This window comes from Pseudacidovorax intermedius (assembly GCF_003350475.1).
In the GTDB taxonomy this organism is placed as follows: domain Bacteria; phylum Pseudomonadota; class Gammaproteobacteria; order Burkholderiales; family Burkholderiaceae_C; genus Xenophilus; species Xenophilus intermedius.
This window is the reverse complement of the sequence record NZ_QQAV01000014.1, coordinates 44,897-70,587: the sequence shown is the minus strand read 5'-3', so window position 1 is coordinate 70,587 and position 25,691 is coordinate 44,897. Positions and strand designations below refer to the sequence as shown.

At 69.6% G+C, this 25,691-nt stretch carries 21 protein-coding genes; 15 read left to right on the top strand and 6 right to left on the bottom strand.

Translation table 11 applies throughout. The annotated features are described in order from the left end of the window. The first annotated feature begins 138 nt into the window (after positions 1–138). From treY to DFR41_RS24340, 4 genes are all read left to right on the top strand, one after another. On the top strand, positions 139–5,238 hold the full coding sequence (treY, locus tag DFR41_RS24355) for a malto-oligosyltrehalose synthase (RefSeq protein WP_114804634.1): 5,100 nt from the start codon (positions 139–141) through the stop codon (positions 5,236–5,238). 95 nt (positions 5,239–5,333) lie between these two features. Then, positions 5,334–5,573 (top strand): DUF3606 domain-containing protein, encoded by a 240-nt coding sequence (locus DFR41_RS24350; protein ID WP_114804633.1) that lies wholly within the window; start codon positions 5,334–5,336, stop codon positions 5,571–5,573. Positions 5,574–5,643: 70 nt separating this feature from the next. Continuing rightward, the gene (locus DFR41_RS24345) at positions 5,644–6,810 is read left to right on the top strand and encodes a DUF3182 family protein (RefSeq protein ID WP_170159460.1); all 1,167 of its coding nucleotides are present in this window, start codon (positions 5,644–5,646) and stop codon (positions 6,808–6,810) included. Beyond that, positions 6,794–7,570 carry an alpha/beta hydrolase family protein gene (locus tag DFR41_RS24340; RefSeq protein WP_114804631.1) on the top strand — a complete coding sequence of 259 codons (777 nt, stop codon included), beginning with the start codon at positions 6,794–6,796 and terminating at the stop codon, positions 7,568–7,570. The genes DFR41_RS24345 and DFR41_RS24340 overlap by 17 nt, the downstream gene beginning before the upstream one ends. A 60-nt stretch (positions 7,571–7,630) precedes the next feature. On the opposite strand, the gene DFR41_RS24335 is transcribed toward DFR41_RS24340, so the two are convergent. Beyond that, positions 7,631–8,518 carry an IclR family transcriptional regulator domain-containing protein gene (locus DFR41_RS24335; protein WP_017759711.1) on the bottom strand — a complete coding sequence of 296 codons (888 nt, stop codon included), beginning with the start codon at positions 8,516–8,518 and terminating at the stop codon, positions 7,631–7,633. A 190-nt stretch (positions 8,519–8,708) separates the two neighbouring features. Between DFR41_RS24335 and DFR41_RS24330 the strand changes: the two genes are divergently transcribed. The 8 genes from DFR41_RS24330 to DFR41_RS24295 all read left to right on the top strand — a co-directional run bounded on the left by DFR41_RS24330 (position 8,709) and on the right by DFR41_RS24295 (position 15,895). Then, positions 8,709–9,677, top strand: a complete 969-nt coding sequence (locus DFR41_RS24330) for a Bug family tripartite tricarboxylate transporter substrate binding protein (protein WP_114804630.1) — start codon at positions 8,709–8,711, stop codon at positions 9,675–9,677. Between the two features lie 3 nt (positions 9,678–9,680). Beyond that, positions 9,681–10,880 carry a CaiB/BaiF CoA transferase family protein gene (locus DFR41_RS24325; protein ID WP_114804629.1) on the top strand — a complete coding sequence of 400 codons (1,200 nt, stop codon included), beginning with the start codon at positions 9,681–9,683 and terminating at the stop codon, positions 10,878–10,880. Between the two features lie 104 nt (positions 10,881–10,984). Then, entirely contained in the window at positions 10,985–11,758 is a 774-nt protein-coding gene (locus tag DFR41_RS24320) for a citryl-CoA lyase (RefSeq protein WP_244917864.1), read from the top strand. A gap of 455 nt (positions 11,759–12,213) precedes the next feature. After that, positions 12,214–12,837: a hypothetical protein gene (locus tag DFR41_RS24315; RefSeq protein ID WP_114804627.1), complete on the top strand. Its 624-nt coding sequence runs from the start codon at positions 12,214–12,216 to the stop codon at positions 12,835–12,837. Between the two features lie 68 nt (positions 12,838–12,905). Further along, a complete protein-coding gene (locus tag DFR41_RS24310; RefSeq protein ID WP_114804626.1) occupies positions 12,906–13,604 on the top strand; it encodes an HAD family hydrolase in 699 nt (232 codons plus the stop codon). A 59-nt stretch (positions 13,605–13,663) separates the two neighbouring features. Further along, on the top strand, positions 13,664–13,996 hold the full coding sequence (locus DFR41_RS24305) for a hypothetical protein (RefSeq protein WP_114804625.1): 333 nt from the start codon (positions 13,664–13,666) through the stop codon (positions 13,994–13,996). 43 nt (positions 13,997–14,039) lie between these two features. Further along, positions 14,040–14,660, top strand: a complete 621-nt coding sequence (locus tag DFR41_RS24300) for a hypothetical protein (protein WP_017761286.1) — start codon at positions 14,040–14,042, stop codon at positions 14,658–14,660. Next, complete coding sequence (locus DFR41_RS24295) at positions 14,657–15,895, top strand: PrsW family intramembrane metalloprotease (RefSeq protein WP_114804624.1); 1,239 nt, start codon at positions 14,657–14,659, stop codon at positions 15,893–15,895. Before DFR41_RS24300 ends, DFR41_RS24295 begins: the two co-directional genes overlap by 4 nt. A gap of 51 nt (positions 15,896–15,946) precedes the next feature. On the opposite strand, the gene DFR41_RS24290 is transcribed toward DFR41_RS24295, so the two are convergent. Both DFR41_RS24290 and DFR41_RS24285 read right to left on the bottom strand, forming a co-directional pair. Beyond that, the gene (locus tag DFR41_RS24290; protein WP_114804678.1) at positions 15,947–17,356 is read right to left on the bottom strand and encodes an MFS transporter; all 1,410 of its coding nucleotides are present in this window, start codon (positions 17,354–17,356) and stop codon (positions 15,947–15,949) included. A 48-nt stretch (positions 17,357–17,404) separates the two neighbouring features. Continuing rightward, positions 17,405–18,247 (bottom strand): oxidoreductase, encoded by an 843-nt coding sequence (locus DFR41_RS24285; RefSeq protein WP_114804623.1) that lies wholly within the window; start codon positions 18,245–18,247, stop codon positions 17,405–17,407. 122 nt (positions 18,248–18,369) lie between these two features. On the opposite strand from DFR41_RS24285, the gene DFR41_RS24280 reads away from it, so the two are divergent. After that, positions 18,370–19,230: a LysR family transcriptional regulator gene (locus DFR41_RS24280; protein WP_114804622.1), complete on the top strand. Its 861-nt coding sequence runs from the start codon at positions 18,370–18,372 to the stop codon at positions 19,228–19,230. A gap of 87 nt (positions 19,231–19,317) precedes the next feature. Here the strand turns inward: DFR41_RS24280 and DFR41_RS24275 are convergent, their stop codons facing one another. From DFR41_RS24275 to DFR41_RS24265, 3 genes are all read right to left on the bottom strand, one after another. Then, a complete protein-coding gene (locus DFR41_RS24275; protein WP_114804621.1) occupies positions 19,318–19,836 on the bottom strand; it encodes a MarR family transcriptional regulator in 519 nt (172 codons plus the stop codon). 84 nt (positions 19,837–19,920) lie between these two features. Next, on the bottom strand, positions 19,921–21,669 hold the full coding sequence (locus tag DFR41_RS24270) for a thiamine pyrophosphate-requiring protein (RefSeq protein ID WP_114804620.1): 1,749 nt from the start codon (positions 21,667–21,669) through the stop codon (positions 19,921–19,923). 10 nt (positions 21,670–21,679) lie between these two features. Continuing rightward, a complete protein-coding gene (locus DFR41_RS24265; protein ID WP_114804619.1) occupies positions 21,680–22,657 on the bottom strand; it encodes a Bug family tripartite tricarboxylate transporter substrate binding protein in 978 nt (325 codons plus the stop codon). Between the two features lie 724 nt (positions 22,658–23,381). On the opposite strand from DFR41_RS24265, the gene DFR41_RS24260 reads away from it, so the two are divergent. Further along, positions 23,382–24,665: an AAA family ATPase gene (locus DFR41_RS24260; protein WP_114804618.1), complete on the top strand. Its 1,284-nt coding sequence runs from the start codon at positions 23,382–23,384 to the stop codon at positions 24,663–24,665. A 2-nt stretch (positions 24,666–24,667) separates the two neighbouring features. After that, the gene (locus tag DFR41_RS27535) at positions 24,668–25,519 is read left to right on the top strand and encodes an HNH endonuclease family protein (RefSeq protein WP_147284424.1); all 852 of its coding nucleotides are present in this window, start codon (positions 24,668–24,670) and stop codon (positions 25,517–25,519) included. Positions 25,520–25,691: the final 172 nt, after the last annotated feature.

The window sequence follows — 25,691 nt, the reverse complement described above, 5'->3', positions numbered from 1 at the left end:
CCCGGTGCCGCGGTGGCGTGCCCGGCCCCGGGCTGCGCGTTGCGCCGGTGCCGCCCCGGCCCAGGCAATCCCCCCAGCCACGACGGATTGGTCCACACTGGGTGAGCCTTTTCCTTTTCCTCCTGCGACTGTCCCTCCATGTCCGAAGCCCTCTATCGCGCCTGCGCCCGCTGCGGCCTGTCCCCCCGTTACCACGATGTCTGGGGCCGCGAGGTGGCGGTGGAGCCGCGGCACCTGGCCAGCCTGTTGCACGAGCTGGGCCTGGGGCGCCATGACCCGCAGGACGAGGCCGCATGGCAGGCCGAGATCGATCGTATGGACGAGGCCGAATGGCGCACGGCATTGCCGCCGGTGCTGCTGGCCCAGGCCGACAGCCTGCGCGTGCCCCTCAGCCTGCGCTGGCCCGAGGGCGAGTCCGCACCGTCGTGGACCCTGCAGCTGGAGCAGGGCGGCGCCCATGAGGGCCTGATCGACTTCGGTCAGGGCGAGGGCGCGCGCCGGCAGGTCGACGGGCGCATGGTCGTCGAGCGCCATGCCGTGCTGGAGCTGCCCGACGCCCTGCCCATGGGCTACCACCGCCTGCGCGTCGGCACGGCCGAGCTGCTGCTGATCGCCGCGCCGGCCTCGTGCCAGCCGCCACCCGGCGATGCCGAGGGCGTGCGGCACTGGGGCGTGGCCGCGCAGCTCTATGGCCTGCGCTCGGACACGCAATGGGGCATGGGCGACTTCGCCGACCTGGGCCGCCTGGTCGAACAGGCCGCCGGCCTGGGTGCGCAGGCCGTGGGCCTCAATCCCTTGCATGCGCTGTTCCCGGACGATCCCGGCCAGTGCAGCCCGTACAGCCCGTCCTCGCGGCTCTTCCTCAATCCGCTCTACATCGCCGTCGAGGCCCTGCCCGAATATGCCGACTGCCTGGAGGCGCGCCGCCTGGTGGAGTCCGACGAGTTCCAGGCCCGGCTGGGCCACCTGCGCGCCCAGTCGCTGGTGGACCACGAAGGCGTGGCAGCCGCCAAGCTGGAGGTGCTGGCGCTGCTGCACGCGCATGTGCAGGCCCGGCGCCAGGTGCCCGAGCCCGGCCTGGTCGCGCGCCAGCGCGAGGAGGCCTTCCGGGCCTTCTGCCAGCAGCGTGGCGAGGCGCTGCAGCGCCATGCCACCTTCGAGGCCCTGCGCCGTCACCTGCGTGCCCGCGATCCCGACTGCTGGGGCCCGCCCTGCTGGCCCGCGGCCTACCGCGATCCGGGCTCGGCCGAGGTGAAGGCCTTCGCGCAGCAGCATGCGGCGCAGGTCCACTTCCAGGCCTGGCTGCAGTGGCTGGCCGCCAGCCAGCTCGAGGCCGCCGCGCGCCAGTGCCGCAGCCGCGGCATGGCCATCGGCCTGTACCTGGACCTGGCCGTCTCGGTGGACCGGCACGGCGCCGATGCCTGGGCCGGCGGCGACGTCTTCGCGCCCGGCGCCAGCGTGGGTGCGCCGCCCGATGCCCTCAACCAGCTGGGGCAGGACTGGGGCCTGCCGCCCATGCGGCCCGCAGCCCTGCGCGCCAGCGGCTACGGCCTGTTCATCGAGGCCCTGCGCGCCAGCATGCGCAACGCCGGCGCGGTGCGCATCGACCATGTGATGGGCCTGACCCGCCTGTTCTGGATCCCGCCCGGCGAGAAGGCCGCCAGCGGCGCCTACGTGGCCTATCCGGCCGAGGAGATGATGGCCATCGTCGCCCTCGAAAGCCGGCGCCAGCGCTGCGTCGTCATCGGCGAGGACCTGGGCACCGTCACCGACGCCACGCGGGCGCTCATGCAGCGCTACGGCCTGCTGTCGTACCGGCTGATGGTGTTCGAGCGCGAGGGCGCGGCCTTCAAGCGGCCCGCGGCCTACCCGGCCCAGGCGCTGGCGGCGGTGAGCACGCACGACCTGGCCACGCTGGAAGGCTGGTGGTCGGGGGCCGACCTGGGCGAGCGCATCCGCCTGCAGCTCTACCCCAGTGACGAGATGGCGCGCCAGCAGCTGGCGGAGCGCGCGGCCGACCGCGTGCAGCTGGCCTTCGCGCTGGAGGATGCCGGCCGGCTCGATGCCGAGGCGGGCGCGCGCCTGCTGGGCAGCGGCGACTTCGGCACCGAGGCCGCGGCCGCCGTGCACGGCTGGCTGGCCCAGGCGCCGTCGCGGCTGCTGATGGTGCAGGCCGAGGACCTGCTGGGCGAGCGCGGCCAAGCCAACCTGCCGGGCACGGTGAACGAGCATCCCAACTGGCGCCGGCGGCTGGCGCTGCCTGTGGAACAGTGGGCGCAGGCGCCGCGCGTGGCCGCCATCGCCGCCGCCGTGGCCGCCGAACGGCCGGCCGTGGGCGGTGCGGCTGCGGCCGAGGGCCCGGTGCGCCATCCGCTGCGCCTGCCGCGGGCCACCTACCGGCTGCAGTTCCATGCCGGCTTCACCTTCGACGATGCCATCGCCATCCTGCCCTACCTGCAGCGGCTGGGCATCAGCCATGTCTATTGCTCGCCGCTGCAGCGTGCGCGCCCGGGGAGCACCCACGGCTACGACGTGGTGGCGCATGACCAGATCAATCCCGAACTGGGCGGCGAGGCCGGCTTCATGCGCTTCTGCGCCGCGCTGCAGCGCCACGGCATGGGCCAGATCCTGGACCTGGTGCCCAACCACATGGGCGTGCTCGGCGGCGACAACCCCTGGTGGGAAGACGTGCTGGAAAACGGCCCCGCCTCCCTCTACGCCAACCACTTCGACATCGAATGGCAGCCCGCCGACCCGGAGCTGGCCGGCAAGGTGCTGCTGGCCGTGCTCGGCGGCGCCTACGGCCAGGTGCTGGACGACGGCGAGCTGAAGCTGGGCCTGGACGCCACGGGCGGGCGGCTGGCCATCCACTACCACGACCATTGCTTTCCGGTCGCGCCCGAAAGCTACGCGCCCGTGCTGCGCTCGGCCGAGCCGCTGATGGCCGGCCCCGAGGACGCGGCCGCCCTGGCCGGCGTGGCGCAGGCCTTCGAGTCGCTGCCCGCCGGCGCGGAAGACGCCGCGCGGCGCGCCCGCGACAAGACCGCCGCCCAGGCCCGCCTGGCCGCGCTGATCGGCGAATCGGCCGCCTTCGGCAGCGCCGTGCAGGCGGCCGTGGCGCGCTGGAACCATCCGCGCCACCGCGAGGCGCTGCACCAGCTGCTGGAGGCGCAGCACTACCGCCTGGCCTTCTGGCGTGTGGCCTCGGACGAGATCAACTACCGCCGCTTCTTCGACGTCAACGAGTTGGCCGCGCTGCGCATGGAGCGGCCCGAGGTCTTCGAGGCCACGCATGCCCTGCCGCTGGACCTGGCTGCGCGCGGCCTGGTGGACGGCCTGCGCATCGACCATCCCGACGGCCTGCACGACCCGGCCGCGTACTTCGACCGGCTGCAGCAGGGCTTTGCGCGGCGCACCGGCCGGCGCCTGGCGGCCGATGACGGCAGCGGCCGACCCGAGCGGCCGCTCTACGTGGTCGCCGAGAAGATCGCCGCCGGCCATGAGGAGGTGCCCGAGGCCTGGGCCATCCACGGCACCACCGGCTACCGCTTCGCCAACGTGGCCGCGGGCGTACTGGTGCAGACCGAATCCGACGCCGCCTTCGACCGCATCTGGCGCGGCTTCACGGGCGAGGACGCGCCCTTCCACGAGGTCGAGTACCTGGGCAAGCGGGCCGTCACCCGCAATGCGCTGGCCTCGGACCTGACCATGATCGCCACGGCCGCGCTGCGCATCGCCCGCGCCGACCGCCGCACGCGCGACTACACCCTCAACAACCTGCGCCGCGCGCTGGCCGAGGTGGCCACCTGCATGCGCGTCTACCGCAGCTACGTGACCGACCGCGGCCTTTCCGCGCAGGACCAGCGCTACATCGACGATGCCATCGCCGCCGCGCGCGAGCGGGGCGAACTGGCCGACGACAGCATCTACGACTTCGTCGGCCAGGCGCTGCGCGGCGAGCTGCATGCGGGCGACCCGGTGCTGCATCCGCAGGTGCTGCGGCTGGCGGCGCGCTTCCAGCAGTTCAGCGCGCCGGTGGCCGCCAAGGGCGTGGAGGACACGGCCTTCTACCGCTGGTACCCGCTCGCCTCGCTCAACGAGGTGGGGGGCGACCCGGCCACCTTCGGCTTCACGCTGGAGCAGTTCCACGAGGCCAGCGCCGACCGCGCGCGCCGCTGGCCGCACACGCTGCTGGCCACTTCCACCCACGACAACAAGCGCGCAGAGGACGTGCGCATGCGCCTGCATGTGCTCTCGGAGATGCCGGCCACCTGGCGCCTGGCGCTGCGCCGCTGGCATGCGCTGGCCGAGCCGGAGGCGCAGGTTGCGCTGCTCGACCATGGCGTGACGCCGTCGCGCGCCGACGAATACCTGCTCTACCAGACCATGCTGGGCATCTGGCCCGCCGGCGGCGCCGACGAAGAGGCCCGCGAGGAGCTGGCCGAGCGGCTGGTGCGCTACATGCACAAGGCCGCGCGCGAGGGCAAGCGCCACACCAGCTGGGTGATGCCCGACGAGGCCTACGAAGGCGCGCTGGCGCAGTTCGTGCGCGGCGTGGTGGACAGCGAGGAGTTCCGCGCCGACTTCGAGCCGCTGGCCGCGCGGCTGGCCTGGTGGGGCGGCCTCAATTCGCTGGTGTTCACGGCGCTCAAGTTCTGCTCGGCCGGCGTGCCCGACACCTACCAGGGCACCGAGTGCCTGGACTTCAGCCTGGTCGATCCCGACAACCGCCGCCCGGTCGACTATGCGGCGCGCAGCGAGCTGTTGGCCGGCCTGGAGGCCCTGGCAGCCCGCCCGGAGCGCATGGCCGAGGGCCTTGCCGAGCGCATGACGCCCGCGCGCCTGGGCGAGGCCAAGCTGTGGACGGCCTGGCGCCTGCTGCAGATGCGCCGCGAGCATGCCGCCCTGGTGCGCGACGGCGACCACCAGCCCCTGTACGCCAATGGGCCGGCCGACGAGGCCGTGGTCGCCTTCACCCGGCAGGCCGGGGACGATGCGCTCGTCTTCGTCGCGGGCCGCTTCTTTGCCGAACAGGACGACGACCGGCGCGACGCGCCGCCGCCTGAGGGCTGGGACGCGCAGGCCTGGGCGGGGACCACGCTGGCGCTGCCGCAGCGACCGGGCGGCTGGCGCGACGTGCTCAGCGGACGCCATGTCGAGGGCGGCTGGGCGGCGGTCGACGCGCTGCTGCAGACGCTGCCCTGCGCGGTGCTGGTGCCCGCGGAACACGCGGTGTAGGCGGCGTCCTTCAGGGCAGCCGGCCGATGCCTGCTGCCTTGTGAGGCGTCGCGCCTCATCATGGTGCTCTACATCCAGGTCCGACGGAGACAGCCATGACTACCCTGCAAAGTGCCGTGTTCCCCGGCAGCGTGCTCCAGCACCCCGAGCGCATCCACCTCGACTGCCGGGGCGACGTGAGCTATTGGATGGGCGAATTCGGCGTCACCGAATCGCTATTGCGCCTGGCCGTGGAGCGCGTGGGCGATTCGCCCGGCGCCGTGCGCCGCCTCATGCGCGACGGCTGGGGCGCCCGCCCGCCCGCCGCCGCCCCGTGGCCGACGCTCACTGCCTGAAATCACCTACGCGGCCCGCCGGCCGCCTTCGCAGCATCGCTCCATGGCCACCGGACACTGGAGAGCACCGATGCCCCAACTGGATTTCGAGGAGGGCCTCGCCCCTCCGCTGATGCCCGCGCCGGGCACCCCGCCGGGCGAAACCTGGCTCTGGCATGTGCCGGGCCGCGGCTACGACAGCGCCCACGAGCGCGCCGCCCGCACCGACTTCGCCCAACGGCTGGCGGGCCTGAAGGGTTACCGCTTTGCCGGGGACTTCGATCCGCAGCGTCCTGTCGGCGCACCGCAGTACGTGGTGCCCAACGACACCCTCACGACCGCCGACGCCCAGACCGCGGGCATCCATGGCCCGCACGACCTGTTCGGCGGCGTCGTTCCCCATTCCTTCGTCGCCACCAAGGCCATCACCCATCCGCTGGTCGATGCGGATGCGGCGCGGCCCGAAGGCTGGTCGACCGACTTTGCCGCGCAGTCGGCCGATGCGGTGCTGCACGGCTACACCGCCTTCAGCCTGGCCGAGGCGCAGCGAGCGGGCCGGATGATGCTGGCCCGCGGCCCCGTGCGGGTGAAGGCCGTGCGTGGCACGGCCGGTCGGGGCCAGAGCGTGGCCCACGACACCGAGTCGCTGGACCGCCAGCTGGAAGCGCTGGGCGAGCCCGCCATCGCCGCCGACGGCGTGGTGCTGGAAGAGAACCTCCGCCATCCCGACACGGTGAGCGTGGGCCAGGTCATTGTCGGCAGCCTGGTGCTGAGCTACTACGGCCACCAGCGGCTGACCTACGACAACCAGGGCGAGGCGGTGTATGGCGGCTCGCAGCTCACGCTAGTGCGCGGCGGCCTGGACGTGTTGATGGCGGAGCCCTTCCTGCCCGACGCCCTGCGGCTGGCCGTGGCGCAGGCCCGCAGCTACCACGCGGCGGTGGAGCGCTGCTACGAGGGCTTCTTCGCCTCGCGCATCAACTACGACGTGGCCCAGGGCATGGACGTGCACGGCCAGTGGCGATCGGGCGTGCTGGAGCAGTCCTGGCGCCTGGGCGGCGCCACCAGCGCAGAGATCGCCGCACTGGAGCGCTTCCATGCCGACCCCACCCTGCAGCGCCTGCGCGCCGCCAGTGGCGAGTGCTATGGCGCAGAAGAGCCGCCCGCGGGCGCGCAGATCTACTACCGGGATGTGGACCCGAGCGTGGGCCTCATCACCCGCTATGCGCTGATCCTTCCCGATGCAGACCCAGCTTGAGACCCTGCAGATCGCCGTCGACGATCAGAAGATCGACGGCACCCTGGTGGCCGCGGCCAAGGTGCCCGGCGTGCTCCTGGTGCACGGCTGGGACGGCAGTCAGGAGCAGTACCTGGCCCGGGCCCGCGAGATCGCCGCACTCGGCTGCGTGTGCCTCACCTTCGACCTGCGCGGCCACGCCCGCCACGCCGCGCAGCGGCTGGACGTGACGCGCGAGGACAACCTGCGCGACGTGCTGGCGGCCTACGACACGCTGGCCGGCCATCCCGCCGTCGATCCCACCGCCATCGCCATCGTCGGCAGCAGCTACGGCGGCTACCTGGCGGCGCTGGTCACGGCCCTGCGGCCGGTGCGCTGGCTGGCCATGCGCGCGCCCGCGCTCTACCGCGACGAGGACTGGGAAGTGCCCAAGGGCCAGCTCAGCCGCAGCGACCTGGCGGCCTATCGCCTGACCGCCATCGCGCCCGAGGCCAACCGCGCGCTGGGGGCCTGCGAGGCCTTCCGCGGCGACGTGCTGGTGGTCGAGTCCGAGCACGACAGCACCGTGCCACATCCGGTCATTGCCAACTACCTGGGTTCCTTTCGCGCCGTGCGCTCGGTCACCTACCGGGTGATCTCGGGCGCGGACCATGCGCTGTCCAAGGAAGCTTGGCGCAAGGCCTACGGCGCGCTGTTGGTGACGTGGATGACCGAGATGATGCGGGGGCTGCACGTGGCGCCGGACATGGCGGCCTCGCGCGCGCCGGTCAGTCCGCCCTGAGGCAGGCGCCCGCGCGGCGTTCCGTTCAGTGCCGGACGGCCGTATGGGTCCGGACCCGCCTCACTCCTTCGGTGAGAGACGCTTGGCACGTCCGCCGTCGAGTTGTTCGATAGCGCGGAGAAGGTGTTGTGCATTGGTTGGGTTGCGCAAAAGGTGGGCGGTGTCTCCAGTCACGGCCAGCGCAGCCAGGCTGGTGGTAAAGCCGCTCACGTTGCCGCCCAGCGCCGCGGTGGCGTTGCGCGCGGCCTCCAGCACCTGACGACAGGCGCTGCGCATGGTGTCGCCCTGTTCGAGCCGCTGGCGCGGGCCCGAGATGGCCAGCACGCCCTGCAGCGCGCCGCCCACGCCGAACACCGGGGCGGCTGCGGAGGCCGTCTCGGGGTCGCGCTCGCCCCAGGAGGTGGCCCACAGCCGTTCGCGGATCGCGTCGCCTTCCGGCAGTTCGGGCAGATCGGGCTCGTCCTGCAGGCCGAAGGCCATCAGCACCTTGCCCGAGGCGCCCTGGCCGATGGCGTAGCCCTGGCCGACCTGCACCGAGGCACGCACCGAACGCGCGGGCTCCACGCGGAACAGCGCCACCCGCTGCAGACCGTGTCGCACGTAGAAGGAGGCCGTCTCGCCGCTGGCGGCACTCAGCTGCTCCAGCAGCGGCTCGATCACATGCCCCACCTGGAAGGAGCGCTGGTACACCGCTGCCAGCCGCAGCGGCTGCGGCCCAATGGCGTACTGCCCATCGGGCAGGCGGCGCACGAAGCCGCCGTGCTCCAGCGCCCCGAGCAGGCGCAGCACCGTGCTCTTGTACAGGCCCGTGCGGCGCGACAGCTCCGACAGGGTCAGCCGCGGGCTGTCTGCGTCGAAGGCGGCCAGTAGCGCAAAGGCCCGGTCGAGAACGGCCACGCCGCTGGACTCGGGGGCGTCGGCGGAAGAGGAGGCAGCGTCGTCGGTCATGGCGGCAGCGGGGCAGAAGAGGTCGGTTCGCGGGAGCGGCGCGAAGTGTGACATGCCAGCGCTCCGGCTCTTTTGCGCGGGATGTGCCAAGGGTTAACCCGATAGCCCAAGCAGATGAGACGACCTAGAGTTCTGTCTGACAGATTTGAGTTCTGTCTAACAGAACAACCATCGACCCAGGAGACTCCCCTTGAAGACTTTCCATCGTCTGGCGCTCTGCGCCACGCTGGCGCTGCACGGCGCCCTGGCCGCCGCGCAGGCCGGCTTTCCCACCCAGCCCGTCAAGATCGTGGTGCCCTTTCCGCCGGCCGGCGGAACGGACGTGCTCACGCGGCTCGTGGTCAACGAGATCACGGCCAAGGACACGCGCTGGAACTTCGTCATCGACAACAAGCCGGGCGCGGGCGGCAACATCGGCCTGGACGCCGTGGCCAAGGCCCGCAAGGACGGCTACACCTTCGGCGCCGGCCAGACGGCCAACCTGGCGATCAACCCCGCGCTCTACAGCCGCATGCCCTTCGATGCGGCCAAGGACTTCGCGCCCGTGGTGCTGCTGGCCTCGCAGCCGGTGGTGCTGGTGGTGCGCGCCGACTCGGCCATCCACACCCTGGCCGACCTCAAGACCCAATCCAAGAGCCGCCAGCTGACCATGGCCTCGGCCGGCACCGGTACGGTGGGTCATGTGGCCGGCGAGATGTTCGCGCGCCGCGCCGGCATCCAGGTGATGCATGTGCCGTACAAGGGCGCCGGTCCGGCGATCACCGACATGCTGGGCGGCCAGACCGACATCTACTTCGCCACGCCGCCCAGCGTCATCTCGATGGTCAAGGCCGGCAAGCTGCGCGCCGTGGCCGTGACCTCGGGCCAGCGCATCGAGGTGCTGCCCGACGTGCCGACGGTGGCCGAGTCGGGCTACCCCGGCTTCGTCGCCGAGGACTGGAAGGCCCTGGTGGCGCCCGCCGGCACGCCGGCCGAGGCGGTGGAGGCGCTCAACGCCGTGGCCAATGCCGCGCTCAAGCGCCCCGACGTGATCGCCCGCCTGCGCGACGAAGGCAGCGCGGCCCGCGGCGGCACGCCGGCCGAGCTGGGCGCCTTCATGAAGAGCGAGCAGGCGCGCTGGGGCACAGCCGTGCGCGAGTCTGGCGCGCGGGTGGATTGAAGGATGGGTGCTTCGTTGCAGGGCATCCGCGTCCTCGATCTCACCAATGTGCTGGCCGGGCCCTTCGCCTGCCACCAGCTGGCCCACATGGGCGCCGACGTCATCAAGGTGGAAAGCCGCCAGGGCGGCGACCTGGCCCGGCAGCTCGGCGCCGACCCGGAACTCAATCGCCGCCACATGGGCGTCTCCTTCCTGGCGCAGAACCCGGGCAAGCGCTCCATCACCGTCGACTTCAAGAAGCCCGCCGGAAAGGAGGTGCTGCGCCGCCTGGTGCGCAGCGCCGACGTGCTGGTGGAGAACTTCCGCCCCGGCGTGATGCAGCGCCTGGGCCTGGGCTACGAGTCGCTGCTGGCCGAGAACCCGCGCCTCGTCTACTGCGCCATCTCCGGCTTCGGCCAGGACGGCCCGCTGCGCGACCTGCCGGCCTATGACCAGATCATCCAGGGCATGTCGGGCACCATGAGCATCACCGGCGCGCCCGACAACGCGCCCTACCGTGTGGGCTATCCGATGGCCGACACCATCGGCGGCATGACGGCGGCCTTCGCCATCGCTGCGGCCCTGGCCGACCGGCAGCGCACCGGCGGCACCTTCATCGACGTCTCCATGCTCGAGGCGGTGATGGCGACCATGGGCTGGGTGGTCTCCAACCATCTGATCGCCGGCCGCGCGCCGCAGCCCATGGGCAACGACAACTTCACCGCCAGCCCCTCCGGCACCTTCCGCACGGCCGACGGGCTGCTCAACATCGCCGCCAACAAGCAGGAGCAGTTCGAGGCCCTGTGCCGCGTGGTGGAGCGGCCCGACCTGCCGCAGGACCCGCGCTTTTGCGAACGCCAGGGCCGTCTGCAGCACCGCGCCGAACTCAAGACCCAGCTTGAAGCGGCCCTGGCCGCGCGCACCACCGAGGCCTGGTGGCCGCTGCTCAACCAGGCCGGCGTGCCGGCGGGGCCGGTCTACACCGTGGGCGAGGCGCTGGCGCATCCGCAGGTGGCCGGCCGCGGCATGATCGGCCGCTTCGACGACGTGCCGGGCGTGGGCCGCGACATCCGCGTGGTGCGCACCGGCTTCAAGATCGACGGCCAGGCGCCGCGTGTGGACACGCCGCCGCCCACGCTGGGCCAGCATTCCACGGAGATCCTGGCCAGCCTCGGCTACTCGGCCGGGGAGATCGCGCAACTGCAAGACGAACAAGCCATATGACCGATCCCGCATCTCTGCCGGCTGGCGCTTCTGCCCCCGGCGCCAAGCCCGCCCCCGACGCCCGCCGCACCACCGAGGACTGGTGGCGCACCTCCATCATCGACATGTCGCCCGGCGTGATCCGCTACCGCGGCTACCCGATCCAGGACCTGATCCGCGAGCGCGTGAGCCTGGCCCAGATGATCTGGCTGATGACCCGCGGCGACCTGCCCACGCCCGGCCAGGCCGCGCTGCTGGAGGCCGCGCTGATGGCCGCCGTGGACCACGGCCCGCAGGCGCCCAGCATTGCCATCGCGCGCATGGCCGCCACCTGCGGCGTGGGCCTGAACAGCGCCATGGCCTCGGCCGTCAACGTGCTGGGCGACGTGCACGGCGGCGCGGGCGAGCAGGCGGTGGAGCTGTACGAGGACATCGCCGCCCGAATGGACGCCGGCACCGATGAGGACCGCGCCGTGCAGGAGGGCCTGGACGCCTTCATCGCCGCGCGCGGCAAGGTGGTGGCGGGCTTCGGCCACCGCTTCCATCCGGTGGACCCGCGCTCGGCGCCGCTGCTGGCGCTGGTGGACGAGGCCGCGGCGGCCGGCGAGGTCGACGGGCGCTTCGCCCGCATCGGTCGCGCGGTCGAGGCGCGCCTGTCGGCCGCCAAGGGCAAGCCCATTCCCATGAACATCGACGGCGCCACCGCCGTCATCTATGCCGAGCTGGGCTTTCCAGCGCCGCTGGCGCGCGGGCTGTTCTGCCTGTCCCGCTCGGTGGGCGTGCTGGCGCATGCGTGGGAGCAGACCGCACAGGATGTGCGCATCAAGGGCCCGATTCCGCGGCAGTACCAGCCCACTTACGACGGGCCGCCGCAGCGCGAGGTGCCGGCGCAGCGCTGAGGGCCTGAACCGCAGACCGAGGCCCCTGACCCCGAGGCCCAGGCGCACTGCCAGGCAGTTCACCGAAGTCCGTTCGGGCTGAGCTTGTCGAAACCTGACAAAAGCCCTTCGACAAGCTCAGGGCGAACGGGTTGAGTGACTCACAGCCAACATGTCGACTGACGGGAATCGAGCGCCAGGGGCGCTGCAGCGCGTGCATCTGCCCCGTTTCTGGAAGCAAGATCATCTGCGGCCGGCTGCGGCGTAGTTCCTTGCGCCTGCTTTGGCCAGCCCGGATAGTCCGCCCCTGCCATTCCACATCGAGGCAACGGAAGTACCGTTGCGCAGCCGTGTGGACGCGACGCGCCAGGGTCCGGCACCCGCCCAGGCTGGCAGCGCTTAACGGCGGAGCCGAGGAATTCCGCAGGGCCGCCGCGATGCAACGCATCGCGACGCGATATGGAGGATCCACACCAATGAACTTGAATCGACGCCACGTGCTTGCTGCCGCGGGCATTGCCATGGTCGGGCTGTCCGGCTGCATCACTGAGCACATGTACAAGCAAAACACTTACTGGGAACAGATAAACGGTTTCTTTGCTAACCAGGATGGCAGCAGCTTGGTCATCCTTGGCCAGAGCTATCACTACGTGTTCGCGGCTCCTCCCGCACTGAGGGCAATGTTGGCTCCCGCCTTGCACGGCGCTGCGCGCGACGCCGAGTTCGAGGAATTCGAAGTGGAGGGCGGCAGCACGGTGACAGGCAAGATCAATCTCGAGCTAAAGCCAGACCTTGATCCTGCACAGCAGCGACTGGTGGAGAGCTCAGGCTTCGTGCTGACTGGCGGCGGCTGGAAGGCAACTGTGGCAATGAAGGGCACCCGCTATTCAACTGATCAATTTAAGGGTCCGGCCAGCCAGAAATTCAGGCGGGAGTACATCGTGAGCGTGACTGAGAGGTCCTCAGCTGCTGGGACCGCTCTAAAGGTAGCAGCAACGCCAGTGACTGTGTTGGCGGACGGGGCGTTGATCCTCGGAACCGTCGTGTTGTTTCCGGTGCTTCTTTGGTGTGCGATGGCGCAAAATCCGTGCTTGAGGTAACGGCAGCCGGCTAAGCTGGCGGCTCTGTTTCAGCCACCATGCATCCCGTTCGTGCATGCCGTCTCCCGATGTCCGCCACTCTCCCCTCCTTTCCCTTCGACGCCGTGCTTTTCGACTGCGACGGCGTTCTGGTCGATTCCGAGCCGATCACCCACCGCGTGCTGGTGGCCATGCTCCACGAACTGGGCTGGCCCATCACCGAGGAAGAGGCGATGCAGGTCTTTATCGGCAAGGCGGTCAAGGACGAGGCCGAGCTGATCTACCAGCGCACTGGTGTGCGCATCGACCGCGCCTGGCTCGACCGCTTCTGGGCCCGACGCAACGAGGCGCTGGAACGCGAGCTGGTCGCCATTCCCGGCGCGGTTGCGGCGGTGCGCGAGCTGCACCGCCAACTGGACGGGCGCATCGCCTGCGCCTCGGGCGCCGACCGGCGCAAGGTCGAGCTGCAACTGGCCAAGGTCGGCCTGCTGGACCTGTTCGAAGGCCGCATCTTCAGTGGCCACGAGACGCCGCGCAGCAAGCCGCATCCCGACGTGTACTTGGCCGCCGCCGCCGCTCTGGGCGTGCCGGCCGCGCGCTGCGCCGTGGTGGAAGACACCGTCACCGGCGCCACCGCCGGCGTGGCCGCGGGCGCCACGGTCTTCGGCTATAGCCCGGGCGGGCCGGGCCACAGCGGCAGCCAGGCCTTGCTGTCGGTGGGCGCGGCGACCACGTTCGAGGACATGGCTCGGCTGCCCGCTCTGCTGGCCGCCTGGACCGGCCGCTGAGCCCGGCCTCTGCCCCGCGTCCGTCGCGCCGCCGCCCTCGCCGCCTTGCCCCAGCCACCATGGGCGACCCCCGACCCCACCGCGTCATCCACCTGCAGCCCGAAGCGCCGGAGAAGCCGCCCTACGGCGCCCCGTGCAACGGCTGCGGCGTGTGCTGTGCGCATGCGCCCTGTCCGCTGGGCATCGTGGCCAGCCGTCGCACGCAGGGGGCCTGCGCCGCGCTGGTCTGGCAGGGCGGGGCGCAGGTCTACCGCTGCGGCCTGATCGTGGAGCCCGAGCGCTGGTTGCCGCGCCCACTGCGGCGCGCCGCCCCGCTGCTGGCGCGCCTGGCCCGGCGCTACATCGCCGCCGGCAAGGGCTGCGACGCGCACCTGGAGACCGAGAGGGCATGAGCGTTCTTACGGCCGCTGGCATGCGCGTTGCACGCCTGCTCCCATGACCTCGCCACCCCGCGTCAGCACCGTGCAGTCCGGCCATGGCAGCATCGCCGGCATGCCTGCCGCTCCTCGCCCTGGCCAGTCCACCTGGCCCGCCACGCTCGCCCTGGCCGCGGCCATGGTGCTGTACGTGGGCGGCCTGCAGCTGTGGGACCAGCTCACGCCGAGCGCGCGGGCCGTGGCCCAGGGACAGCCGCTCACCATCGGCCCGGCCCGCTTCGTGCCGGCGCCAGGCTGGCAGATGGACGTGGCCCGCTCGCGGCCCGGCCAGTCGCTGGTGCTGGTCAAGAGCGGCCACAGCTTTTCGGTGCAGACCGCCGCCTGGCATGGCGACGCCGACGGCCTGCTGCGGCGCGAGCAGCGGCTGCTGGAGCGCGGCTACCGCCTGCGCGTGGAAGGCGAGCCGTCGGGCTTCTTCACCGACTGGGGCCTGCAGGGCACCACCTTTGCCTACTACGGCGCGCGCATGAGCGGCCGGCTGTGGCTGGTGATGGACGAGGCGCGTGCCACCGTCGTCACCGTCGACTTCTACGGACCCAACCAGGACACCGACGCCGGCGCGCAGGCGCTGACCGAGGCGCAGGACATGCTGGCCTCGATGGACCTGGGCGCCGCATGAGACCGCTTGTCGTGCCGGCCGCGCCTTCACCCCCATCCGCCCATGAGCCGAAGGCCCTGGCGCGCCTGCAGGCCTTCGAGGCCGAGGAGCCCTTCTTCCAGCCGCGGCGCGCCGCCTTCTGGCTGATGGTGGCGCTACTGCTGCTCGGGCTGTGGTCCATGGGCCAGCTCTACCTGTCGGGCCTGCGCGTGGTGCCGGTGGCGGCGCTGCTGGCCACGCTGGCGTGGGCGCTGTATGCCCGGCTCTTCATGGCCGCCTTCGGCGCCATGGACCTGCTGGCGCAGCACCGGCCCGCGGCGTACGGCCTGGCCTTCGCCTGGGGCGGCCTGGCCGCGCCCACGCTGGCGGCGCCGGCCAACCGTGCCATCCAGAGCCTGGCGGCCAAGCAGGTCTCGCCCGAATTCGCCGCCACCTGGGGACCGGCCCTGGCCGGCCCCATCACCGAGGAATTCCTCAAGCTCGCGGGCGTGCTGCTGCTGGTGCAGATGGCGCGCCGGCAGTTCCGCACCGAGCTGTCGGTGCTCATCGTCGGCGCCATGGCCGGGCTGGGTTTCCAGGTGGTCGAGAACCTGGCGTACACCGTGCGCGCGGCCATCAACTTCCCGCTGGAGAACCAGGTCTACCCGGTGCTGTGGAACCTGCTCAGCCGCGGGGTGCTGTCGGGCCCGTGGACCCACGCCGCCTTCAGCGCGGTGGCCGCCTATGGCGTGGCCTGGTACCTGCGGCACACCGAGCGCAGCCGGCCGGTGCGCGTGGGTGTGGCCGTGGCCTGCTTCGGGCTGGCCTGGGCCATGCACTTCGTCTGGAACTCGCCCTGGCTGGAAAGCTGGTTCCCCAACAGCAATCTGGGCGTGAGCCTGCTGATGGTGACCAAGGGCCTGCCCCTGCTGCTGGCCGCGGTCCTGATCTGGCGCGCCGCCACGCGCGAGACCGGCGCCTACCTGCATGCCCAGGCCGAGGCGCTGGTGCCCGAGCGCGACCTGCTGGCCGACGACGAGCGCGAGCGCCTGGGCAACCCGCTGGAGCGCCTGCGCGCCCGGCGTGCCATCGGCCGCGAATACGGCCGCCGCGCGCGGCGGCTGAAGCGCCGGCTGCAGCGCGAGCAGCTGCGGCTGGTGCTCAAGGCGTCCATCTATGGGCGGGGCCGCAGGACGCTGAAGAACGAGCGGCGAATCCGGCGCCTGCGGGAGACGCTCGGCGTGCTGATGGAACCCCGGGTGGGGCGCTTGCCGTGACGCAGCCACGCCCGGCCGTGCGCTGTTGTTGAGCGGGCGCACGCCGCGACCTCAAGGCGCCGCCCGCGCCTCCCGGCTCAGGACCGCCCCCAGCGCCAGTCCCGCAGCGATCACCAGCAGCGCCATCGGAAAGGCCGCCTTCACCGCCGTGGGGCCGGCGCCGTGCGAAGACAGCGCAAAGAACAGGCCGCCGATGATGGCGGTCGACACCGCCGCGCTGATCTGCAGCGTGGCATTGACCATGCCGGCCGCCAGGCCGGCCCAGCGTGCATCCACGTGGTCCACGTTCAGCCGCACCAGCGCGGGCAGCGCCATGCCCTGGCCGAGCCCGATGAGGAACAGCGGCGCCGGCAGCCACGCCGGCGCATCGACCCAGGCCAGACCCGCGGCGGCCAGCACGCCCACCACCTCCAGGCCCATGGCGAATGCCGCCGTGCCGGCGCCCAGCCGTCGTGCCACGGCCGCACTGCTGAGCGGGCCGAGCAGGAAGCCGATGCCCAGCGGCAGCACCGCCAGCCCCGCGGTCAGCGGGTCGTGGCCCAGCCCCCTCTGTTCATAGACGGCGAACACCAGAAAGAAGGGCGCGAGGGTGTAGAAGAAGAACGCAGCCGCCAAGCTGCGCCGCAGGCCCGGCGAGGCCAGCGCGGCGGGCGGCACCAGCGGCGTGCCGCCGTCCCGCTCCTTGCGCTGCTCCCAACGCCAGAAGGCGAGCAGCAGCGGCAGCGCGAGCGCCAGCACGCCGATGCACCATGCGGGCCAGCCTCGCTCGCGCCCCTCGATGAGGGGCGCCACCAGCGCGAGCAGGCCGGCGGCCAGCAGCAGTGCGCCCACGATGTCCAGGCGCGCTGCCTGTTCGGAGCGGCTGTCGCGCACCCAGGCGATAGCCGCTGGAATCGCCAGCGCGATGACCGGCAGGTTGATCAGGAAGACCGTGCGCCACCCCAGCCCGAAGAGGTCGGCCGCCACCAGCAGGCCGCCCAGCAGCTGGCCGGCCACCGAGGCCGCGCCGAAGGTGGCGCCGTACATGCCGAGCGCACGCGACTTCTCCCCGGCCGGGAAGATGGCATGGATGGACGCCAGCGACTGCGGCGCCATCACCGCCGCGCTGATGCCCTGCAGCAGCCGGCCCGCGACCAGCACGCCCGGCGAGGGCGCGAACCCGCACAGCGCCGACGCCACGCCGAAGCCCAGCATCCCAGCGATGAACATGCGCTTGCGCCCATACAGGTCGCCCAGCCGCCCGCCGAGGATCAGCGTCACGGCATAGGCCGCCGCGTACACCGACACGACCAGCTGGGCCAGCGAAGGCGTCGCCTGCAGGTCGGACTGGATGGCGGGCAGCGCCACGTTGACGATGAAGAAGTCCAGCGGCGGCAGCAGCGTGCCGGCCAGCAGCACGCACAGGGCCAGCCATCGGCGGGCATCGGCGCCGTCGCCTTGCCCGGATGTCGAAAGGTTCATGGCCACCTTCATGTGGACCGAGCCTTTGTGACTGTCATGACCCGGCCCTCAGTCTTGCTGCGTGAAGTCGGTCGCGATGGACAGGTCGCGCCATGCGGCGATGTCCGCACGGAAGGCCTTCAGCTTGCGGGCAGCCGTCCGGTGCGCCGCCGGCCCCAGCGGCAGGTGCAGCGGCGGGTTGTCGGCGTCGACGGCCTGCAGCATGACGGCGACGGCCTTGGCCGGATCGCCGGCCTGCCTGCCGTCGTTGCGTTCGCGGTAGTCGCGCCGGGCATGGGCCGTCTGCGCATAGGCGTCGATCCGGCGGGCCGCCGTGGCCATCGAACGTCCCAGGAACTCGGTGCGGAAGGGCCCGGGCTCCACGATGAGCACCTTCACGCCCAGGGGCGCGAGCTCTTCGGCCAGCGCTTCGGAGAGCCCTTCCACCGCGAAATTGGTCGCGTTGTAGAAGCCCGAGCCGGCCGAGCCCGCGATGCCGGCGCCGGACGACAGGTTGACGATGCGCGCCCCTGGGCGCTGGCGCAGCGCCGGCAGCGCGGCGCGGGTGGTCTCGATCAGGCCGAACACATTGATCTCGAAGACCGGCCGGTACTCGTGCGGCTCGCCTTCCTCGATGGCGCCGATGAAGCCGACGCCCGCGTTGTTGACCAGAACGTCCAGGCCGCCGAAGGTGCGCTCGGCCAGCGCGACAGCCTGCGCGGCGTCACCGGGGCGGGTGACGTCGAGCGCGACCACCTGCACGGTCTCCGGGTAGCGCTGGCGCAGGTCGTCCAGCGCGGCGACGGACCGTGCGGTGGCCACCAGCCGGTCGCCGCGTGCGGCCACCGCCTCGGCCAGGGCGCGGCCCAGGCCCGCCGAGCAGCCGGTGATCAACCAGGTCTTCTTCTGCATGCTTTTCCTTTCGATGCGGTGAGCCAGCCGAGGCGCCGGCATGGAAGGAATCTAGCGATCTGAATCTGTTCGACAACTGACATTGCTGTACGCTGCCCGTTCATTTCTGAAAGGGTCGTGCCGTGGAGTGGAGCGATGTGCGCATCTTCCTGGCCGTGGTGCGCGCGGGCACCCTGGGCGGTGCCGCACGCGCATTGCAGCTGAGCCATCCGACCATCGGGCGCCGGCTACGGGCGCTGGAGCAGGCCGTGGGCCATACGCTGTTCCAGCGCACCGCGGACGGCTTCGTGCCCACCGACGAGGGCGCCGGCATCGTGGCGCTGGCCGAGCAGATGGAGGAGGGTGCGCTCGCCATGCAGCGGCGCCTGGCGGGCGGGGAAGAAAAGCTGCAGGGCAGCCTGCGGATCTCGTCGGCCGACTGGTTCGGCGCCTTCGTCCTGCCGCCGATCATTGCGGACTACGCCCGGTCGTACCCGCGCGTCGATCTTGAAGTGCTGACCGGCACGCGCCTGTTCAACCTGGCGCAGCGGGAGGCCGACATCGCGTTCCGGATCGTCCCCTTCAACGCGCCCGACGTGGTGCAGCGCAAGCTGGTGCGCCTGCCCTACGGCGTCTACGTCGCGACGGCCTCAGCCGACCCGGTGTTCGGCGACGGCACCGGCTTTCGGCTCATCACGCACGACACCTCGACCGGCCAGTTCCCGGACATCGCGTGGCTGAAGACCCGCTTTCCCAACGCCCGGCCGCTTCTGGCATCGAACAACCGCAACGTGCAGGCCCGCATGAGCAGCCACGGCATCGGCATCGCCGTGCTGCCGCAGGTGGTGGGCAACCAGGTGGGCGGCCTGCGCCGGCTGCAACTACCGGAAGAGCCGCCCGCCCGGGAGATCTGGATGGGCTACCACCGCGACCTGCGGCGGCTGAACCGGTTGCGGGCGTTCATTGCGATCGTGAATGAGCACGTGGCGGGGCTGCAGGGCTGAGGTGCCGGGCACTGGCCGAGCGGCCGCCGGCGGCGGTACGTTGCGGCTTGTCCTTATCGAGGCGGGCAGATCAGGCCGGTGCCGTCTTCAGGCGTCGTCCTCGGCCGGCGCCTCGCCCTCCGGACCCTTGAGCACCTCCAGCACCGTGTCGCACATGGCGTACATCTGGTCCACGAAGGCCGGGCCCAGGGCCGCTTCGAGTTCCTGGTAGACGGCCTCCATGTCCTCGCTCACGTCCGCGAACATCTGCTGCGCCCGGCGCGAGAGCGACACATGCTGCCGGCGCTGGTCGTCCGGGTGTCGCTCGCGCTGCACCAGTCCCACGCCTTCCATGCGCGCGAGCACGCCGCTCAGGCTGGGGCTGGAGATATGGCAGATGGCGCAAAGCTCCCGGGGCTCCAGCGTGCCGCGCACATGGAGCGCGCGAAGGATGCGGAACTGCTGCTCCGTCAGGCCCGTCTTCTTGAGCACATGGCGGAAGCGGCCCACGATGGCAGCGCGCACCTGCAGCAGCAGCAAGGGAAGGTTGCGCCGCGGCTGCGCACGGGCTGAAGGGGCGGGGGAGGGTCGACGCTGGCTGCTGCGGGCGGCGGGCTTGTTCGTCAAGATGCGGCTTCGGTCGGGCGGCCTCCCGATGGGGCGGCCTGCGGGTCGCCCGGATGGTACTGGAGCCCCCTTGCTCAGCGCCCCTCAGAGCGGCGCGATGCGCGCGTGCAGCAAGGCGCTGCGCCCTTCGTCCAGCGCGCGGATGCAGCGGGCGACGGCCGCCTCGACATCGGCCGGATCGACCAGCCGCTCGCCGTGGGCACCCGCCGCCTCGGCCACGCCGGCGAAGTCCATGCCGGTGGGCAGCACCGACGCGTACTCATCCGTCGCGAAGGCCCGGCCCTTGGGGTACATGCGCAGCGTGGCTTCCTTCACCGCGGACCAGCCGCCGTTGTCGAGCACGACGGTGAAGATCGGCAGGCCGTACTCCCGTGCCACGGCCAGGGTGGAGGTGGCATTGCTGAAGTAGAAGGTGCCGTCGCCCACGAAATGCACCACGCGGGCGTCGGGCCGTGCCAGCTTCACGCCCAGCGCGGTGCCGGCCGAAAAGCCCAGTCCCCCGCCCGGCAGCCCCAGCAGCGTGCCCGGCTCGTTGCGGGGCACCTGGTCGAACACCGTGAGCGTGTTGCGGATGCCTTCGTTGAGCACCGTGTCGCGGCTGTCCAGCGCCCGATGGATGGCGGCGCACAGGTGGGCCGGGTTGATGGCACCGCGCTCGCCGGGCGCCTGCGCCGCGGCGTCGATCCTGCGCTGGCGCTCGGCATGCTCGCGTTCGAGCTTCCTCATCCGCTCGGCCACCCGCGCCTCGAAGGCCGGTGTGGCGAGCGCCTTCACCGCGTCGATCAGCTGGGCCAGCAGCAGTTCGCTGTCGCCCTCGATGCGCGCGTGGGTCGCAAAGCCCCACATCGGCATGTCGCGCTTGATGGCGTCGAGGTCCATCTGCGCCCACCAGGCGTTCGGGTTGACGCGCGTGGTCTTCGGCACCCAGGGCACGTCGACGTCCAGCATCAGGCCGACGTCGGCCTTCTCGGCGAAGGTGCCGGGCAGGTAGCCGGCAAAGCAGGGGCTGTCGCGGCGGATGTTCAGGTGCACGCTGTTGAACTCGCACACGCGCATGCCGACGAGCCGCGCCAGCGCCTCCACCAGGCTGGGCGTGCGCGGATGGCGGCCGGCGTAGGCGGTGACCAGCAGCGGGTCTTCGCTGGCGACGAGCTTTTCCGCGATCTGCTGGATCGGCGCCGGATGCGCGCCACCGGCCTTCACGGGCCGGTGGCTGGCCGCCGGAAAGGGATGCAGCTCCTGCGGCGGGCAGGGCGCGGCCAGCATCTCGCGCGGCAGCATCAGGTACACGGGGCCCGGTGGATCGCTCTGCATCACCGAGTGCGCGCGGGCGATGACTTCGGCCGCCATCGACGGCCAGGGCAGCGTGTATTCCCACTTGACGTAGGGACGCACCACGCTGCCCTGGTCGAAGGGCTCCTGCACGAAGTGCACGTAGGTGTCGCGCCCGCCCTCCACCTGGTTGAAGGTGGTGGCGGGCGCACGGCCGGCCATCAGCAGCACCGGCACGCGGGCGCGGAACAGGTTGTGCATGGCCATGGCCGAGTTGGCCGTGCCGGCATCCACATGCACCAGCACCGCCTGGCCGCGACCGGTGGCGATGGCGTAGCCGCCGGCCATGTGCAGGGCCGTGTTCTCGTGCGGGCAGAGCACCACCTGGGGCAACGCCCGCCCTTGCTCGCGCCACCGCGCCATCTCTTCGATGAGCGGCGCGTGGTCCGTCCCGAGGTTGCAGAACAGGTACTCGACGCCGTGGTCCAGCAGCGCCTGCAACAGATGGTGCGAGGCCGTGTGGGGGGTGGTGTCGTCGTCGGGGGAGCGTTGGAATTCCATGGGGGCGGGGTCAGTTGGTCTGCGCGGCCAGTCCGGCGGCCCGCACCGCCGGCGCGAAGGCGCTCTGCTCGGCCTGGATGCGCTTGCGCACGGCATCGGGCGCGGCGTAGTCGGCCTCGTGGCCCAGGCGCACGAAGGCCTCGCGCGTGGCGGGGTTGGCGAGCACCTTGTTCAACTCGGCGGACAGCTTGTCGACCACGGCGCGCGGCGTCTTGGCGGGCGCGTAGAGCGCGAGCCACACCTCGAACTCGGTGCCGGGGTAGCCGGCCTCGGCCAGGGTCGGCACGTCCGGCAGGAAGGGCGAGCGCTTCTCGGACGCGACGGCCAGCGGGCGCAGCTTGCCGTCCTGGATCTGCGCGTTGAGCGGGGCCAGGTCGGCCATCACCATCACGGTCCGCCCCGTCACCAGATCGGCGATGGCGGGCGTGAAGCCGTTGTAGGGCACGTGGATCATCTTGGCGCCGGCGCGCTGGATCAGCATCTCGGTGCCGATGTGCGCCATCGAGCCGATGCCGTTGCTCGCATAGGCCAGCGCGCCGTCGCGCGCCTTCGGGTCGGCGAGCAGTTCCTTCGCGTTCTTGTAGGGCTGCGTGGCCGAGACCGCCAGGAAGTAGGGCAGGCGCGACACCTGGCCCACCGGCGCGAAATCGTTCAGCGGCACGAAGGGCAGCTTGGCCTGCGTGAGCGGCAGCAGCGTCATGGTGGAGCCGCCCGTCAGCAGCAGCGTGTAGCCGTCCGGTGCCGCGCGCGCCACGGCCTCGGCCGCGATCACGGTGTTGCCGCCGGGCTTGGACTCGACGACGAAGTTCTGGCCCATCACCGTCCCCAGGGACTGGGCCACGAGGCGGGCCGCGGCATCCACGCCGCCGCCGGGCGCGTAGGGAATGAGGATGCGCACCGGCTTGGACGGATAGGCCTCCTGGGCCAGGCTGGCCCCCGCGACCACGGACAGCGCGACCGCGAGGACGCAACGAAATAGCTTCACCATGTCTGTCTCCTGAGTCGTGACTGCCTGGGGCCTCGCTCGGGGGGGCAGATCACTAATATGTGAGCGATTTGGGGATGCTAGGGGGGAGGGCGGGGTGGGGGGTCAGCAGTTACCCGGAGGGCCCTCTGTGGCGGCTAGCCGCGCGGTGGTCCCTGTGCGGCACTTGGCGGTGATACACCGTGGCGGCTCAGTTCGGCGCCGCCCGCCTCGGCTCATCAGGCAGACGCCCTCACCGCCTGCGTCGCCGCGCCGCGCAGGGCGAGTTGTAGGTGGGTGGCACCGGCTGGATCTGCCGGGGGCCGGGGTATCACTGCAGCGTGCCGGGAACTGAGTCGGCCGCTGGCATTCATCGCGATCGGGAACGAGCACCAATAGGCTGCGGAGCGAGGTGCGGGTCACTTTAAAGGAGACGCAAGGGAGGCGCCGTTGTTGGGAGACGTCCGCTTGGGCTAGCGGTCGGCCAAATAGGCCAACATAAATGATCAGCGCCCAGTTCCTGAAGCCTGCCCACATAGGGTTCCGCACGTTGCTTTGCTACAGCTGGTCAGGAAGAGTGGCGCCTGAAGTCAACCATCGGTGAGTTTCCCGACCCAGCCCTAAGGCGAGCTTCAACGCGCTGCGCTGGCTTGCGTAGCCCGCCAAAAATTTCGTGCCATGCCATAGTTGGGGTGCGCTAGAGGTAAGATAAACAATCTAATGCGAGCGCCCGAAAAGGAATTGGAGCATGTACATACGCCGTCTAAGTATCGAGAACGTTCGCGCAATATCTGAGTTCACCCTCCGATTTACCCCTTCCGAGGCTTGTGGATGGCACGTAATTCTCGGGGCGAATGGCGCTGGCAAATCAAGCGTTGTCCGCGCGCTCGCTTTGGCTCTGGCTGGGCCGAAGGAGGCAGTGGCTCTTAGACAGAACTGGACAACTTGGCAACGCCATGGCGCATCCCCCGGTAAAATAACAATACAAATTGAAGCTGGCACAAAAGATGTCTTCACCGGAACCGGTCGGCGAGCATCGCTCATTGACGCAACGCTTGAATTTAATCCGATTGAAACATCAATTGGAGGGCCGCGCCTTGAGTTAAAGGCAACGACAGGGCAGCAAACGGCCGCTAGATCGATCTGGGGAACAAATGCTGGATGGTTCTCTGCTTCGTTTGGACCATTTCGCAGATTCACTGGTGGTGATCAAGCTTTTGACCGACTATTCTTCTCAAATCCTAGGCTTGCGTCCCATTTGTCGGCCTTTGGTGAAGACGTCGCTTTGACGGAAGGCCTAAGATGGCTTAGGGAATTGCGTGTTAAACAGCTCGAGGAGTACGTGGACGACGGCCGACTGTTGGACGGACTAGTCCAGTTTTTGAACAGTTCTGATCTGTTGCCTCATGGCGCACAGGTTTCAGAAGTCAGAAGCGAGGAAGTCGTCATTACTGATGCGGCGGGCATGCGAGTGGTAGTGGAGCAAATGAGCGATGGCTACAGATCATTATTGTCGATGATCTTTGAGATCTTGCGCCAGATGACGAAGGCCTATGGGGTGGCTGAAATGCTTACTGCACTCAACACTGGTGGCGGCGTAGTTAGGTTGCCAGGGATTGTTGTAATTGACGAGGTAGATGCACATCTGCACCCATCTTGGCAGAAGGAAATTGGCCCATGGTTTACGCGCTGCTTTCCTATGGTTCAGTTCCTTGTTACTACACATAGTCCGATCATTTGCAGGAACGCGAACAGTGTGTGGCGTTTGCCAGAGCCAGGCACGGACGAAGTGGCGAAGCGAGTGGAAGGTGTTGACTTGAACAGATTAATTCATGGCTCAATACTGGATGCTTATGGAACGGAGTTTTTCGGCAGAGACGTTGCCCGGTCCGATGAATCCAAAGAGTTACTTTCTGAGCTCGCGCAGCTGAACAGAAGGGCACTGCGTGGCAACCTAGACTCTGCTCAGCAACTGAGGTTAAGTGAACTGAGGTCAATGCTTCCAACGCGCGCCTCAGACGTTGAGCTGTAAACATGCTGAGTATTCGTCACAAGGATCTGGCTGACGAAACGCTAGAAGTGCTTCGTCATCTACAACAGGAGATCGATGGCGAGGCGAACTATGAGGCGCAAGTCACTAAGGCAGATGTTCTTTGGAGGGCACGAAATTCAACGAAACAGAGCCGAGCGGCGTTCAAGGTGGTTCGTGAAACGCTTGCAGAAATGTGCATTGGTCCCGTCCGCTGCGCATACTGCGAAGATTCGCTCGCAGACGAAGTAGAGCACATTCGTCCAAAATCACTGTTCCCCTCCTTGACGTTTGTTTGGACCAATCACTGCTTTGCGTGCGGGCCTTGCAACGGTCCAAAGCGAAATCGGTACGGAACGATTCATGCTGGGCGACTGATTGAATTTTTCCGCAAGAGGAATGCCGCCGTCTTGCCGCCGCCAGCAGGGGTGTCGGCACTTATTGACCCAAGAACGGAAGACCCGACGGAATTTTTGGAATTGGACTTGGGCGGTCAGTTGCCAAATGGCGAGTTGCTTGATGGTACGTTTGAATTCCTGCCAAGGGAATCGATACCTGAAGACAAGCGGCTAAAAGCCGTGTTCACTATTGATGTTCTCGGCTTGAATCGGGAGGTAATTCGAGCATCAAGGGAGAATGCCTTCGGTGGATTTCGTGCGCGGCTGACGGAGTACGCCGTCGCGTTTGAGAGTGGAGCAACGGAAGCTCAATTGGATGCTTTGAAATCTGATCTGTTGAGCACTCCGCACTTGACGGTATTTCATGAAATGAGAAGGCAGCAAGAATACTTGCCGGAAATTCGTGCACTATTCGAGCGAGCTCCAGTTGCGCTTGATTGGCCATTGACGGCTCCATAGTTGCGCATCGAATTCCGATCTATATTACGCGCCGTAAATAGAAGCCTCCGAGATTTTAATACCACCTCCAGCGATTTGCATTGGAGTTGGTTAGCCAAATCCGGCCGGTAGGCATACAAATTTTCATCTCAAGTACTTCCTAGAAACAGGACTTGACGGTGGACACATCGGT

Bases quoted from the DNA above. Each gene is read 5' to 3' on its own strand.
- DFR41_RS24325 (WP_114804629.1), top strand. From the start codon at position 9,681: ATGGGTGCTTCGTTGCAGGGCATCCGCGTCCTCGATCTCACCAATGTG.
- DFR41_RS24305 (WP_114804625.1), top strand. From the start codon at position 13,664: ATGGGCGACCCCCGACCCCACCGCGTCATCCACCTGCAGCCCGAAGCG.
- DFR41_RS24320 (WP_244917864.1), top strand. From the start codon at position 10,985: ATGTCGCCCGGCGTGATCCGCTACCGCGGCTACCCGATCCAGGACCTG.
- DFR41_RS24340 (WP_114804631.1), top strand. From the start codon at position 6,794: ATGCAGACCCAGCTTGAGACCCTGCAGATCGCCGTCGACGATCAGAAG.
- DFR41_RS24300 (WP_017761286.1), top strand. From the start codon at position 14,040: ATGACCTCGCCACCCCGCGTCAGCACCGTGCAGTCCGGCCATGGCAGC.
- DFR41_RS24295 (WP_114804624.1), top strand. From the start codon at position 14,657: ATGAGACCGCTTGTCGTGCCGGCCGCGCCTTCACCCCCATCCGCCCAT.
- DFR41_RS24310 (WP_114804626.1), top strand. From the start codon at position 12,906: ATGTCCGCCACTCTCCCCTCCTTTCCCTTCGACGCCGTGCTTTTCGAC.
- DFR41_RS24265 (WP_114804619.1), bottom strand. From the start codon at position 22,657: ATGGTGAAGCTATTTCGTTGCGTCCTCGCGGTCGCGCTGTCCGTGGTC.
- DFR41_RS24290 (WP_114804678.1), bottom strand. From the start codon at position 17,356: ATGAACCTTTCGACATCCGGGCAAGGCGACGGCGCCGATGCCCGCCGA.
- DFR41_RS24345 (WP_170159460.1), top strand. From the start codon at position 5,644: ATGCCCCAACTGGATTTCGAGGAGGGCCTCGCCCCTCCGCTGATGCCC.
- DFR41_RS24270 (WP_114804620.1), bottom strand. From the start codon at position 21,669: ATGGAATTCCAACGCTCCCCCGACGACGACACCACCCCCCACACGGCC.
- DFR41_RS24315 (WP_114804627.1), top strand. From the start codon at position 12,214: ATGAACTTGAATCGACGCCACGTGCTTGCTGCCGCGGGCATTGCCATG.
- DFR41_RS27535 (WP_147284424.1), top strand. From the start codon at position 24,668: ATGCTGAGTATTCGTCACAAGGATCTGGCTGACGAAACGCTAGAAGTG.
- DFR41_RS24350 (WP_114804633.1), top strand. From the start codon at position 5,334: ATGACTACCCTGCAAAGTGCCGTGTTCCCCGGCAGCGTGCTCCAGCAC.
- treY (WP_114804634.1), top strand. From the start codon at position 139: ATGTCCGAAGCCCTCTATCGCGCCTGCGCCCGCTGCGGCCTGTCCCCC.
- DFR41_RS24260 (WP_114804618.1), top strand. From the start codon at position 23,382: ATGTACATACGCCGTCTAAGTATCGAGAACGTTCGCGCAATATCTGAG.
- DFR41_RS24335 (WP_017759711.1), bottom strand. From the start codon at position 8,518: ATGACCGACGACGCTGCCTCCTCTTCCGCCGACGCCCCCGAGTCCAGC.
- DFR41_RS24285 (WP_114804623.1), bottom strand. From the start codon at position 18,247: ATGCAGAAGAAGACCTGGTTGATCACCGGCTGCTCGGCGGGCCTGGGC.